13 protein-coding genes are annotated in these 12,786 nt (G+C 68.1%); 9 read left to right on the top strand and 4 right to left on the bottom strand.

The features are described from left to right. Positions 1 to 275 precede the first annotated feature (275 nt). Positions 276 to 479, bottom strand: coding sequence for a cold-shock protein (locus ABD466_RS05320; protein WP_344655796.1), 204 nt, complete (start codon positions 477 to 479; stop codon positions 276 to 278). 417 nt (positions 480 to 896) lie between these two features. Here ABD466_RS05320 and ABD466_RS05315 point away from each other — a divergent pair, with 417 nt between their 5' ends. Further along, positions 897 to 1,400 carry a DUF5994 family protein gene (locus ABD466_RS05315; RefSeq protein WP_344655795.1) on the top strand — a complete coding sequence of 168 codons (504 nt, stop codon included), beginning with the start codon at positions 897 to 899 and terminating at the stop codon, positions 1,398 to 1,400. Positions 1,401 to 1,506: 106 nt separating this feature from the next. Here the strand turns inward: ABD466_RS05315 and ABD466_RS05310 are convergent, their stop codons facing one another. Beyond that, on the bottom strand, positions 1,507 to 1,857 hold the full coding sequence (locus ABD466_RS05310; RefSeq protein ID WP_425558539.1) for a MerR family transcriptional regulator: 351 nt from the start codon (positions 1,855 to 1,857) through the stop codon (positions 1,507 to 1,509). A gap of 802 nt (positions 1,858 to 2,659) precedes the next feature. Here ABD466_RS05310 and ABD466_RS05305 point away from each other — a divergent pair. Both ABD466_RS05305 and ABD466_RS05300 read left to right on the top strand, forming a co-directional pair. Further along, positions 2,660 to 2,863 carry a cold-shock protein gene (locus ABD466_RS05305; protein ID WP_344655794.1) on the top strand — a complete coding sequence of 68 codons (204 nt, stop codon included), beginning with the start codon at positions 2,660 to 2,662 and terminating at the stop codon, positions 2,861 to 2,863. 246 nt (positions 2,864 to 3,109) lie between these two features. Next, complete coding sequence (locus tag ABD466_RS05300; RefSeq protein WP_344655793.1) at positions 3,110 to 4,648, top strand: DEAD/DEAH box helicase; 1,539 nt, start codon at positions 3,110 to 3,112, stop codon at positions 4,646 to 4,648. Positions 4,649 to 4,823: 175 nt separating this feature from the next. On the opposite strand, the gene ABD466_RS05295 is transcribed toward ABD466_RS05300, so the two are convergent. Beyond that, a complete protein-coding gene (locus tag ABD466_RS05295) occupies positions 4,824 to 5,216 on the bottom strand; it encodes an SsgA family sporulation/cell division regulator (protein ID WP_344655792.1) in 393 nt (130 codons plus the stop codon). A gap of 876 nt (positions 5,217 to 6,092) precedes the next feature. Beyond that, positions 6,093 to 6,323, bottom strand: coding sequence for an RNA polymerase-binding protein RbpA (locus ABD466_RS05290; RefSeq protein ID WP_344655791.1), 231 nt, complete (start codon positions 6,321 to 6,323; stop codon positions 6,093 to 6,095). Positions 6,324 to 6,812: 489 nt separating this feature from the next. On the opposite strand from ABD466_RS05290, the gene ABD466_RS05285 reads away from it, so the two are divergent. The 6 genes from ABD466_RS05285 to ABD466_RS05260 all read left to right on the top strand — a co-directional run bounded on the left by ABD466_RS05285 (position 6,813) and on the right by ABD466_RS05260 (position 12,779). Then, entirely contained in the window at positions 6,813 to 7,223 is a 411-nt protein-coding gene (locus ABD466_RS05285; protein WP_344655790.1) for an STAS domain-containing protein, read from the top strand. 74 nt (positions 7,224 to 7,297) lie between these two features. Beyond that, positions 7,298 to 7,870 carry a DUF5994 family protein gene (locus tag ABD466_RS05280; RefSeq protein ID WP_344655789.1) on the top strand — a complete coding sequence of 191 codons (573 nt, stop codon included), beginning with the start codon at positions 7,298 to 7,300 and terminating at the stop codon, positions 7,868 to 7,870. Positions 7,871 to 8,420: 550 nt separating this feature from the next. Further along, a complete protein-coding gene (locus ABD466_RS05275; RefSeq protein WP_344655788.1) occupies positions 8,421 to 9,509 on the top strand; it encodes a LacI family DNA-binding transcriptional regulator in 1,089 nt (362 codons plus the stop codon). Next, positions 9,506 to 10,504 carry a carbohydrate ABC transporter permease gene (locus ABD466_RS05270; RefSeq protein ID WP_344655787.1) on the top strand — a complete coding sequence of 333 codons (999 nt, stop codon included), beginning with the start codon at positions 9,506 to 9,508 and terminating at the stop codon, positions 10,502 to 10,504. The genes ABD466_RS05275 and ABD466_RS05270 overlap by 4 nt, the downstream gene beginning before the upstream one ends. Continuing rightward, on the top strand, positions 10,504 to 11,367 hold the full coding sequence (locus ABD466_RS05265; protein ID WP_344655786.1) for a carbohydrate ABC transporter permease: 864 nt from the start codon (positions 10,504 to 10,506) through the stop codon (positions 11,365 to 11,367). Before ABD466_RS05270 ends, ABD466_RS05265 begins: the two co-directional genes overlap by 1 nt. A 113-nt stretch (positions 11,368 to 11,480) precedes the next feature. Next, positions 11,481 to 12,779: an extracellular solute-binding protein gene (locus ABD466_RS05260; protein ID WP_344655785.1), complete on the top strand. Its 1,299-nt coding sequence runs from the start codon at positions 11,481 to 11,483 to the stop codon at positions 12,777 to 12,779. The last annotated feature ends 7 nt before the right edge of the window (positions 12,780 to 12,786 follow it).

Raw genomic sequence — 12,786 nt, 5'->3', positions numbered from 1 at the left:
TAACACGGGACACGCACGCACACGCGGCGCATCCGGTTCGTCTGCCAGGCACGGCCGAAGCGCCCCGAGTCCACGCCACGGTGATCACTCCGCACGGCCGCCTGACACGGCGCCAGGGGTCGAGGCGGCAGCTGAGCGCTGCGGTCGAGCCCCGTCGGATCGGCTCCGGCTGACCGGGCAGGTCGTCCGGCAACGGAAAGTGCGGCCCGGAACCTGGATCAGGTTCCGGGCCGCACTCAAGGATCATCCGGAAATCCGGGCTTCCCTGTCCGCGATCACGCCGGGACGATGTTCTCGGCCTGCGGGCCCTTCTGGCCCTGCGTGACCTCGAAGCTCACCCGCTGGCCCTCGTGCAGTTCGCGGTAGCCGCTGGCGGCGATGTTCGAGAAATGCGCGAAGACGTCGGCGCCGCCGCCGTCCTGCTCGATGAACCCGAAGCCTTTTTCCGCGTTGAACCACTTCACGGTACCGGTAGTCATGATCTTTCCTCCTCGGTGTGGGGTACGAAGGGCTCTCCGCACCGCGCGGAGCCCCAGTCGCTGAAATGACCCCACCGGAGGACTCCGGAAGAAACAAAAGACGCCTGAAGCCGCAAAGCATCAGGCGCACACTAAGTTCATGGGTACCACTACTGCAACAAGATCACTGTAGCACAGATCTCAGAGCGTTCAGGCCGAAGCAGAACTCCGCGCGGACCTGGTCCACCACCTGCGGCGCCGCCCAGGTTCCGGTCTCCGGCGGCGCGTCAAAGTGGTTGAAGACCGCAGAAGTAATACATACATTTGATCGAGAACATACCGGGAAGAAGGAGCGCTTGCCGTATTCGGTAGCGTAGTGTCTTAAAAGGATCCACGAGATTCGCCGAGCAGCCGGACCTGAAGACAGGCGCAACCACGATGGCCGAATCCGAGACACCCCCCGCCGGCGGGCTTCTGCCGAGTGGCGTCCATACGGCCATGAGGCCGGGAACCGCCCTGTTGCGGCTGGAGACGACTGAATCCCGCACCGGCGTCCTGGACGGAGCCTGGTGGCCACGATCCCGCCACATCCTTGCCGAACTGCCCGCCTTGGTCAGCGCCCTGACCCGGCACATCGGCCCCATCACGCGTGTCGGGCTCGACAGAGAGGCCTGGGAGGAACTGCCGACCCGGCTGGTCGTCGACGATCGGGTGGTACGCATCGACTCGTATCCGGTCGGGGACGACACCGTGCTGATCACTCGCGGGGACCAAGATTACTTCTCGTTGCTGGTGGTGCCACCGCACGCGACCCCGGAGGCGGCACGGGCCGCCATGGCCCAGGCAGTCCTGCCGGGCAACGCCGCCGGAGCCGAGCAGATCCTCATCGACACCGGAGCCGGCCGAGATCCCTCGGCCCCCTCGGCCCCCTCGACGACCTGACGCGGGCCGACGCCGCCCGGCCCGGCTGCGGGCCGCGCCGCCCTGCGCCCGACCGCCTACGTCGTTCCCGTGGCTGCACGCCGATGGGCTCGGGGTCCGGCTCGGGTCAGGCGCCGTCGGTCGCCGACGTACCGGCTTCGTTGTGCTGACGAAGTTCGGCGTTGAGGCGTTGGGCTTCTTCGAGCTGGTCTTCCAGGATGATGATGCGGCACGCGGCGTCGATGGGGGTTCCGGCGTCGACGAGCTCGCGGGCTCGGGCGGCGATTCGCAGCTGGTAGCGGGAATAGCGGCGGTGACCGCCGGCGGAACGCAGCGGCACGATCAGCTTCGCCTCGCCCAGCGCCCGCAGGAACGCCGGGGTGGCGCCGATCATCTCGGCGGCCCGGCCCATGGTGTAGGCGGGATAGTCGTCATCGTCCAGCCGGTCGGCCGGGGTGGAGCTGGTACTACCTGTCACTTGCACCTCTTCGGTCTGCTCTGTGGCATGACACGCGGAGCGGCCCGGTGCCGTGTGGCACCGGGCCCGGTGAGGTTCAACACCATCTATCTGCCAGCTGAACGCCGGCTCACTGTTCCGCCGGGCCGCTTGGCGCGGCTGGTGCGGGGATCTCGGAGGTGTGACCGGAAATCACCTTCCCATCCGGGACTGAGTCGCCCACCCGGACACTGCACGCGTTCCGGGCGATCCTGATGGTGTCAGCTCCTCGTTTCTTCGTGTGCTGCCAGACGGGATACTGCGTTCTCGCCTGCCGTTCCGCGTACTGCGCATGCAGTACTACTTCGGCGGATCCGCGCCAGTTCGTGTCTGTCGCGCCTTTTCGATTGTTGTTGTTACGACAGGAACACTACCTAGGCGGCTGTGCCATGTCTACTCCAGCCGCTGTAGATTTTCGCCAGCCGGTACTCGAGGTGCGCCTCCGAAGGACGCCCACGACAGGCCCTCCCGCCAACCCGCCGCCGGCCGGCGCACACTGAGGAGACACGACGGCAGCCGCAAGCAGTTCGACCATTCGGGGCATCGTGCATACCTGATACCGAACACAGTGTTCACGCGTTGCCGAAAACGGCCCGGTATCAAGCTCACAGTGGTAGAGTCACAGTGTTGCAGTTGTGGTTCCCATGAACTTATGTGCGCCTGGCGGTTGTGACCGACAGGCGCATCTTCGTGTCCCGGGCTGTTTCCGGGGTGGTCGTCATCACGGCGGCGTGAAACGCGCGAACGCGGGTTTCGGCACAAACCCCACCAAGGAGACGTATACATGGCTGCCGGCACTGTGAAGTGGTTCAAAGCCGAAAAGGGCTTCGGTTTCATCGAGCAGGACGACGGCGGCCCTGACGTGTTCGCCCATTTCTCGAACATCATCGTCGAGGGCCTCCGCGAGCTGTATGCGGGCCAGAGAGTCGAGTTCGACATCACGCAGAGCCCCAAGGGTTCGCACGCCGAGAACATCCGACCGATCTAGCCTCACCGCCGCGGCTGCCCCGAGGATCCCGCCTTCACCGTGCTCACGCCCGGTTCGGGCAAGCAGCCCCAGCCCATCTCTCATCCGGTCCCGCGCATCGGGGCCGGCCAGCAGCACCACCGGCGGCAGGTACCCACGCGGCCCCGCCGACCGGCGACTTTTCCGGCTCGTTCGTGTCGTCTCCCCCGCGGTCCCGCCGCGGCGCGGAGCCCTCCTCGATACGTGCCCAATGAGGAAGGTTTTCCAATGACTCGTTCCAGCCGCTCCCTCGGGCGTGATCCCCTTCAACACGGCGGCTCGGCGTCGCGTCCGTCCGGTGCCGGACGCCGGTCCGGTGACGGCCGCCGGGCCGGTGACGGCCGCCGGGCCGGCGCTCCGGTCGGCCGCCGGGGCTCGACCGCGAAAACCGAGTTCGCGCTACCGGTCGGCACCACACCCGCGCTTCCCGCCGTGCAGGCTTTCAGCGAGCTCGAGATGCCGGCCGCGCTGCTGACCGCATTGAGCAGCCACGGCGTCACCACTCCGTTCCCGATCCAGTCCTGCACCCTTCCGAACTCGTTGGCCGGACGCGACGTCCTGGGCAGGGGACGCACCGGCTCCGGCAAGACCATCGCCTTCGGCCTGGCCGTCCTCGCCCGGACCGCCGGGCGGCGCGCCGAGCCGCGCCGGCCGCTGGCCCTGATCCTGGTCCCCACTCGGGAGCTCGCGCAGCAGGTCACCGAGGCCCTCACCCCCTATGCCCGCGCCGTCCGGCTCCGAATGGCGACCGTCGTCGGCGGCATGTCCATCGGCCGCCAGGCCCAGGCCCTGCGGGGCGGCGCCGAGATCGTCGTGGCCACCCCGGGCCGCCTGAAGGACCTGATCGAACGCGGCGACTGCGATCTGGGCCATGTCACGGTCACCGTCCTGGACGAGGCCGACCAGATGGCCGACATGGGATTCCTGCCGCAAGTCACCGAGCTGCTCGAGCAAGTCGCCCCGGGCGGACAGACCATGCTGTTCTCGGCGACCCTGGACCGCAACGTCGACCGCCTGGTCCGCCGCTTCCTCACCGATCCCGCCGTCCACTCCGTGGACCCCGCGGCCGCCACAGTCGGCACCATGGAGCATCACCTGCTCCATGTACAGAGCGACGACAAGAGCGCGACCGTCGCCCACATCGCCTCCCGCGACGGTGCCGTGATCATGTTCACCGACACCCGGCACGGTGCCGATCGCCTCGTTCGGGACCTGCTGGCCAACGGGGTGAAAGCCGCCGCGCTACACGGCGGCAAGTCCCAGCCTCAGCGCACCCGCACCCTGGAGCAGTTCCGCAACGGCCAGGTGACCGCCCTGATCGCCACCAACGTCGCGGCCCGCGGCATCCACATCGACGGCCTGGACCTGGTCGTCAACGTCGACCCGCCCACCGACCACAAGGACTACCTGCACCGCGGGGGCCGCACCGCCCGGGCCGGGGAGGCCGGCACCGTCGTCACCCTGGTCCTGCCCACCCAGCGGCGTGACATGACCCGCATGATGGCCACCGCCGGCATCACCCCGCGCACCACCCACGTCAGCTCCGGCGACGCCGAACTCACCGCCATCACCGGAGCCCGCATCCCGACCGGGATACCCGTCACGATCCCCAACCCCGTCATCGAACGCCCGCGGTACACCGGCCCCACCAGCGGCGGTGGTAAGCGGCGCGGCCGCACCGCCCATGACAAGACCCGCACCACGCAAAACAAGACCCGTACCGCACAGACGAACACCTCATCCCGGCGCGCCCGCGCCGCCGCCTGAACCGGTCCTCGCCGGCGAGCGGGGGCCAGACCCGGCCCTCGCCGGCGAGCAGGCGCCACACCCGGTCATCGCCCAGGCGTGCTCGGATCCCCTTCAAAGTCGGCTCTGCTCTGGTGTGAGTTCCCAAGGGCCTTGGCAATCCATGCCCTGCGGCGGGCACGCCGCCGCGGGGCCGCTACTCCGTCGCGGTCCGGATGGCCATCGCTCTGAGCGCATCGGCAAGGAACTCGGCCACGTCCGTCGTCCGAGCTTCCAACCAACCAAGCCCTCCGGCCGGGTCCTCGACCCGGACCAGGAAAGCAGCCTCACGCTGACGTCCGCAGGTCCAGACCACCTTCAGCCCGTCCTCGGCCGCACCTGCCTGTGGCCGCACCAGCGCGGCGGCCAGCACATCCAATCCGAACTTCCAGAACACCTGCTCGCCGTCACGGCGGAACCCGACCCGGACCGACCACGGGGCGGCAGCCGCCCAGTGGAGGTCGACCTGAATCGGAACAGTGGACCCTCCGGGGTCGCCCGAGTGGACGTGCGTCATCAGCACTTGCCGTTCGATCACCCCTGTGCGCATCCGGCGCCTCGTTCCTCCCGTCAATCCGAATAACCGACGATCACCTGGGCATCCTCTCCGCCCCGCTCGCTGACGGCGATCACGCCCTTTGTGGGATGAGACGTGAGGAAGGGCCCGGTGCCATGGCACCGGGCCCTTGGGGGATAACACCATCTACGTACCGGCTGAACACGCCGGCTTACTTCTCCCGCGAGCACCCTGGGGTAGGGCGGCGTGCGGGGATTTTCGGATTCTTGACCGGGGACCACCTTCCAATCCGGGGCCTGACCTGCCCGCCCGGACACCATGTACCGTCCGGGCGATCCTGATGGTGTTCGCTCCTCTTTTCTTCGTGTACTGCCACACGGGATGCTGGATCTTCACCAGCGGTACTGCTCCGGCAGCTCCGGGCCTGCACGGCCCGGCCATCGGCCCCGGCGCCAACCAGCACTACCAGCCCCGGAACCCCAATGCCGTCCTGCTACTTTTCCGTACTTCGCGCCAGTTCGTGTCTGCCGCGCCTCCTTGACCGCTTGTTGCTACGCAAGAAACCCTACCCACGGAGGAAGCGAATGTCTACCACGACTGCTACAGATTTTTCGGGGCCGGTACGACAGATGTGCTCTGGAGCATCTCCGTCACGACGTCCGAGCACACGACCGCCGCGTTGAATGAGCAGGTGCGATGGCGGCCTCACGGTGATGGACGAGCCGAGCTTCGTTCTCTGCGGCCGGACGGCTCAATGGCGGGACCCTTAGCCCGTTCTGGTGACGCGCTGATCCGGCGGTCCGCCCTGGAGGTGATCTCCCAGGCGTGCAGATCGCGACCACCATCGGGGTCGATGCCCGCCGGGACAGCTTCCAGGAAGATCACGCAGGCGGCGGCACCATCAGGCGATCAGGCCGCGGTGCGCAGCTTGGTGAGCGCCTCGTCGAGGATGGCCTCGGCTTCGGCCGCACTGCGTCGGTCGCGGACGTAGGCCAGATGGGATTTGAACGGGCCCGTGAACACTTGGGCCGGGGGATTGTCCGGGTCCAGGCCCGCGAGCCGGTCGCAGCCTCGGCAGTCCCAGGTGAGGGGAATCGCCGCCGACTCGGCGAAGACCGGCGTGGTCGAGTGGCCGATCATCGAGCGAGGCGATCAAATCCTGGCCCGACACGAGACTTCGAGGCGATCGCATTGTCTGGGCGACCACGGCCGGACCGGAGAAGACGGAGTCGGAAGACTCCGCGGCGCCGGAGGGTCTGCCGCTTCTGGGAGGCGGCACTTTCAGCGACAGTAGCAGTAACGGCCGTGTTTGAGAACATACAGATCAGAAGGCGCGCCGATACCCGTTATCAGCGCACCGCTCGCGGTACAGTGGGGTCACGTCAGTCAGCCGAACGGGTCTCGATGGCGCGGTATCCAATGCCTCGTAGGCATTCGGACCGGGGTAACAGTCGCGTTATAGCTTCGAACGCCCGAAGGCGTTCACGTCTTCATTCCGCTTGAAGCATCGCGACAACGAAGGCTGGCACCATTCCCACCGCACATCGACGGTGGGCCGCACGCGTTTGCGACCGAGGGTCACCTCAGAGGGCGTGCAGCACGCATGATCCTGAAGCGAGAAGGAACCCCATGAACAGCACCACTCAGCCTGATCCGCGGCGCCGACGCAGGTTCTCAGCGGCCGAGGGGACACCCCCGGGCAGTCTGCGTGTCACAGTCCACGACACGCTGCAGGGAGCGGTAGTCACCTTGAAGGGCTATCTGGACCTGTCGACGACACCGACGCTCGACGCCGCCTGCAGCGGGGTACTGGACTTCTCACACAACCAGCAGGTGGCCGCGGACCTGGCCCAGCTGTCGTTCTGTGACAGCACGGGCGCGAGTACGCTACTGCGCTTCCACCGCCAGGCACAGGAAGCCGAGGGCTGGCTACGCCTCTGCGCAGCCGGGCCGACCCTTCGCAGAATTCTCCGCATCACCGATCCGGCGAAGACGTTGCGCTGCTATTCCAGCCCGATGGAGGCTTTCGCCGACGTCTAGAAACGCTGGAAGGCACCGTCGAACAGCCTGCCGACGAACTTTCCCGCTCAGTGACGGAATTCAGGCGTAGACTGATGCGCAACCGAGGACGAGTCACACATCGGTATCCGCATCGGTGTCCGCCTGGGTTCACAACCGGTCTCCTCCAGCAGACCAGACGGGCGCCGCCCCGCATGTCGAAGTACTTGTTCTCTTTCGCGACCTGGCAGCCGGGACACCCCCCTCTGGGAGCCGGCTACCTGCCACGCCTGTCCCTCGAACCCACGATGAGCGGCAGCGGCCTGTTCGACGGGGCGTGGTGGCCCCGGTCGAACGACATCGCGCTCGAACTGCCGGATCTGATCACAGCTCTCAGCCTGCGACTGGGCCGCATCCGCCGAGTCGCGTTGGATACCGCCGCATGGGGAGACGTCCCGCGCTCCATCGCCGCGAACGGCGACACGGTCAGGATCGGCTGGCTGGCCACCAGCACGGGAACCATCACCCTCAGCCGAGGGATCGACGATCATCACATTCTCCTCGTCGTGCCCCCGGCGACGGCATGGCACACCGCCGCCGCGGCCATGGCGGTCGCCGCCACGACGGGCAACCGCACACCGGCAGACGAACTGCTCGACTTCGACGGCGGCAGCTCTTCCCGGCGGTGACCAGCCACGTCGGTTACGTGCGGCACCGTGCCGTACGCGCCGCACGGCCGCTTTCAGCACGGTTCCGCCGACACCTCGATCGAGGGCCTGGTCCATCAGGACAGCCTCCACCGCACACTCGAAGCCGGAGACCCGCGCAGAGTGCGCGTCGATGAGATCGACCTGACACACCGACGCGTGCGATCGTCAGTGGTCTGATCCGCCACGCGGTGAGCACGAACAGTCGCGTCGGTGCCGAGGCGTCTTCGAAGACAGCCCGCGCCCACCGCCAGGCCGAGCTGGATCCAGCCGTTCATGGGCGCCGACCAGCGTTTCACGCCACAGCACGTGCCCGCCGGCCCCGGCCCGACCCGACCCGGCGGGCACCCTCGTCCCCTGTTTAAGGCCCCTGACCTCCAGCGACGTTCCAGGCTCCGCGCCGTCGGCCGACCCTTGACGCTTCACGAGCGTGCGTGCCACCCTGTGCGAGAACGTTTACAAGAACGATTTCACGGAACGCTTTCCGGATTCTTGGTGACGTTGCACCGTAAATGGGACTAAGGGGACATCCATGCAGGATCCGTCGGTGCGTCCGACCCTCGCCACCGTGGCGAAGCTGGCGGGTGTGTCGGTCGCCTCCGTCTCCCGGGTGCTCAACGGGATGCCGGCGAGCCCTGAGATGGAGAGCCGGGTCATCGACGCGGTCGCGCGGACCGGGTATGTGCCGGACGCCTTCGCCCGCTCGCTGCGCGCGCGGCGCACGAACCAGCTCGCGCTCGCCGTCGCCGACGTCGGCAACCCGGTGTACGTCGCGATGATGCGCGCCATCGACGCGTCGCTGCGCACCACCGACTACCGGCTCGTGCTGCACTCCACCGAGGCCGACCTCGGCGCCGAGCTCGACCTGCTCGGCACCATGCGGCACGGGTACGTGGACGGGCTGATCCTGCAGTCCCTGCGTGTCGGCAGCGAGCTGCTCGCCGAGATCACGCGGCTCACCATCCCCACCGTCGTCATCGGGTTGCTGCCCGACGAGGTGCCGATCGACAACGTGCGCACCGACACCCGGCAGGGCATGCGGCTCGCCGTCGAACACCTCGTCGCCACCGGGCGGAGGCGGATCGCGCTGGTCAACGGCCCGATCGACACGGTGCCCGGCGTGGCCCGGTGGACCGGCTTCGCCGAGGCGATGACCGCGGCGGGCCTGGATGTGGATGCCGCTCCGGTGGAGGTGAGCGCGGACTTCACCCACGTCGCCGGGCTCGAAGCGGTGCGCCGCCTGCTGGCCCGCACCGCTCCCGGCGCCATCGACGCGATCGCGTGCTCGAACGACCTGATCGCGATGGGCGCGCTGCGCGCGCTCGCCGAGCACGGACTGCGCGTCCCCGACGACGTGGCCGTGACCGGCATGGACGACACGGACCTGGCGGCGATGTGCAACCCGCCGCTGTCCAGCGTCTCCACCGGAGCCGCCGAGCGCGGCGCCACCGCGGCCCGGCTGCTGCTCGAGCGGATCGAGGACCCGGAACTGCCGCCGCGGCGCTGCACCGTGCCGCCGCGCCTGGTGGTGCGCGAGTCGACGGCCGGCGGCACGAGCGCCGCGTCCTCGGGGACACGGCGGCCGGCGGAGCCGGCCGAACTCATGAGAGGTGAGCCATGAGCGGCCTCGGTACCGAGCTGGGCAGTGCGACGCCGACGCCGGCCGCGGGCAGGAGCGCCGGCCGGCGGAGCCGCCCGCCCGGGCGTGGTTCCCAGGGACGCCAGGGCGGCAAGAGCGGCGGGCTACGCATACGCACTCGCCGCGAGGCCTGGTTGTTCATGGCCCCGGCCCTGATACCGATCGCGCTGTTCAGCGTCTACCCGCTGCTGCGCGGCATCTGGCTCGGCTTCACCGACACGAAGGCCGGCTACGACATCACCTCGCGCTTCAACGGCTTCGACAACTACGTGAGGCTGTGGCACGACACGTACTTCTGGCAAGCGTTCCGCAATGGCCTGATATGGGCCTTCGCCGTGACGGTGCTGCAGTTCTGCCTCGCGCTCGGTCTCGCTCTGCTGCTCAACGAGCGGCTGCGGATGCGCTGGCTGGCCCGCACCCTGGCGCTCGTGCCCTGGGCGATGCCGCCGGTCATCGTGGCGATCATGTGGCAGCTGGTCTACAACCCGGACGCCGGCCTGCTCAACGAGATCCTGATGAAGCTGCACATCACCGGCGGCGGCACCAACTGGCTCGGCCAGACCGCCACCGTCTTCCCGGCGATCATCGTCGTCGGCGTGTGGGCGGGGATGCCGCAGACCACCGTCTCGCTGCTGGCCGGACTGCAGTCCATCCCCGGCGAGCTCTACGAGGCGGGCACGGTGGACGGCGCCGGCAGCCTGCAGCGCTTCCGCCACATCACCCTCCCCCAGCTGGGGCCGGTGATCGCGACGATCACCTCGCTGGACTTCGTCTGGAACTTCAACTCCTTCGGCCTGGTGTACGTCCTCACCGACGGCGGACCGGCAGGCAAGACCACTTTGCCGATGCTGCTGGCGTACAACGAGGCCTTCAAGTACGGGGACTTCAGCTACGCGGCCGCCATGGGCGACGCCATGGTCCTGCTGATCCTCGCACTGCTCGGCGTGTACCTGCGCCTCCGGATGAAGGAGACCTGATGGCCGACCACTCTTCCACGAGCCCGGCGCTGCGCCGGGGGCCCGTCGGCCGCCTTCTGCAGTACGTGGCGCTGGCCGGATACGTGGTCTTCCTCGGCTTCCCGCTGCTGTGGCTGTTGTCCACGGCGTTCAAGTCGGCGCCGGAACTGGTCTCGCTGCATCCGACGCTGATCCCGCGCGAGCCGACGCTCTCCAACTTCAGCACCGCCTTCCGTGAGCAGAATCTGGTGCGGGCGGCGTGGAACAGCCTGCGCGTCTCGGTCGCCTCCTCGCTGCTGACCACGGTGGTAGCGGTGCCCGCGGCGTACGCGCTGGCCAGGTACCGCACCGTGCTACGCCGGGTGTCGCTGGTGTGGATCCTGGTCAGCCAGGTCTTCCCGGTGATCCTCGTCGTGGTGCCGCTGTTCCTGATCCTGCAGCAGCTCGGCATCGGGGACAGTCTGATCGGGCTGATCCTCGCCTACCTCGTCTGGCTGCTGCCGTTCGCGCTGTGGATGCTGCAGTCCTACGTGCGGACCATCCCGGTAGAGCTGGAGCAGGCCGCGGCGGTGGACGGCGCGGGTAAGCTGCGCACCCTCGTCTCCGTCGTACTGCCGCTGCTGGGCCCGGGCATCGCGATCACGGTGCTGTTCACCTTCATCTCGGCCTGGAACGAGTTCTTCTTCGCCCTGGTCCTGCTGCAGAACCCCCATCTGGCGACGCTGCCGCTGACCTTGGCCCGATTCGTCGGTTCCGAAGGCATCGTCGCCCTCGGTCCGCTCGCGGCCGGCGCGTTGCTGGCGACCCTGCCGGGTCTGCTGGTGTTCGCGTTGCTGCAACGCCGAATCAGCTCAGGGCTGCTCTCCGGCGCCGTCAAAGGTTAGCGCCGGCCGCCGGTCGTTCCCGGACGGCAGGAAGACACCCACCCCTTCTATCAAGGCATGGATATAGGAATACGGCTGTCTGGTTTCCCTCCCTCACCCCCGAAGGACACACGATGAAGCACCGCCTCACCGCCGGCATCACCGCCGCCGCGCTCGCGGCCACGGCACTCGCCGGCTGCAGCAGCAGTTCCTCGGGCTCGTCCGGCTCCCCGGGCGGCGGCAAGATCACCTTGACCTTCTCCAGCTACGCCTGGCAGGAGCCCACGGTGGCGGCGAACAAGAAGATCGTCGCGGACTGGAACGCCTCGCACCCCGACGTCCAGGTGCAGTACATCCCCGTGGACGCCAACTCGGTGCACGACAAGCTGGTCACCCAGTTCTCCAGCCACACCGCGCCCGACATCATCCACGACGAGGCGGCCGACATCGCCGGCTTCGCGCAGCAGGGCTACCTCGCCAAGCTCGACGGCCTGCTGCCCGCCGACCTCAAGAGCGGCATCCCGCAGGGCGTGTGGGATTCGGCCACCGTCAACGGCAGTGTCTACGGCGTCCCGTCGCTGCTTCAGTCCTACACGGTCTTCGCCAACACCGCGCTGCTCAAGCAGGACGGCATCACCCTGCCGACCACCTCGAACCCGTGGACCTGGCAGCAGTTCCAGGCCGCCGCGAAGCAGGCCACGACGAACGGCGTGTTCGGCGTCGGCTGGGGCCTGAAGTCCCCCGTCTCCACCGTCGTCAGCATGTCGCTCAACTACGGCGGCAAGTTCTTCTACTCGGACAACGGCAAGACCACGATGCGGTTCACCGCCGCCGAGCAGCAGGTCCCGAAGACCATCCACGACATGATCTTCCAGGACAAGTCGATCGCGCCGACCACCGTCACCGAGGCCGGTTCCGACGTGCTGCCCGGCTTCCTCGGCGGCAAGTACGCGATGATCGTCGGCGGCAACTACCTGTCCCAGCAGATCCTGAAGGACAAGACCGGCGACTTCCAGTGGACCATGCTGCCGCTGCTCAAGGGCGACACGCAGAACCAGATGGCCGACCCTCAGACGTACTCGATCGCGCGGCAGAGCCAGCACCCGCAGCAGGCCATGCAGTTCCTCGACTACTTCCTGAACGCCGAGCACCTGTCCGCGCTCGCGCAAGGCGACTGGCTGGCTCCCTCCAGCACCGCCGCGCAGCAGCGGCTGCTCGCCGACACCAAGGGCCAGGACGGCTGGGAGGCCGTCTCGGACTCGGTGAAGTACCTGGTCAACTCGCCGACATCGCAGCTGTCGAACTACCCGCGGTGGAAGTCGCAGATCGCCACGCCGGCCTTCCAGGGCTACCTCGCGGGATCGATCACGCTCGAGCAGCTCGGTCAGAAGCTGACCGACGGCTGGAACCAGGTCGGCGCCGCCGGCAACTGAGCCCGCC

It is taken from the genome of Catenulispora subtropica, from assembly GCF_039531675.1.
Taxonomy (GTDB): Bacteria; Actinomycetota; Actinomycetes; order Streptomycetales; family Catenulisporaceae; genus Catenulispora; species Catenulispora subtropica.
Note: the sequence above shows the minus strand (reverse complement) of the source record. Positions and strands in the feature narration are given on the sequence as shown.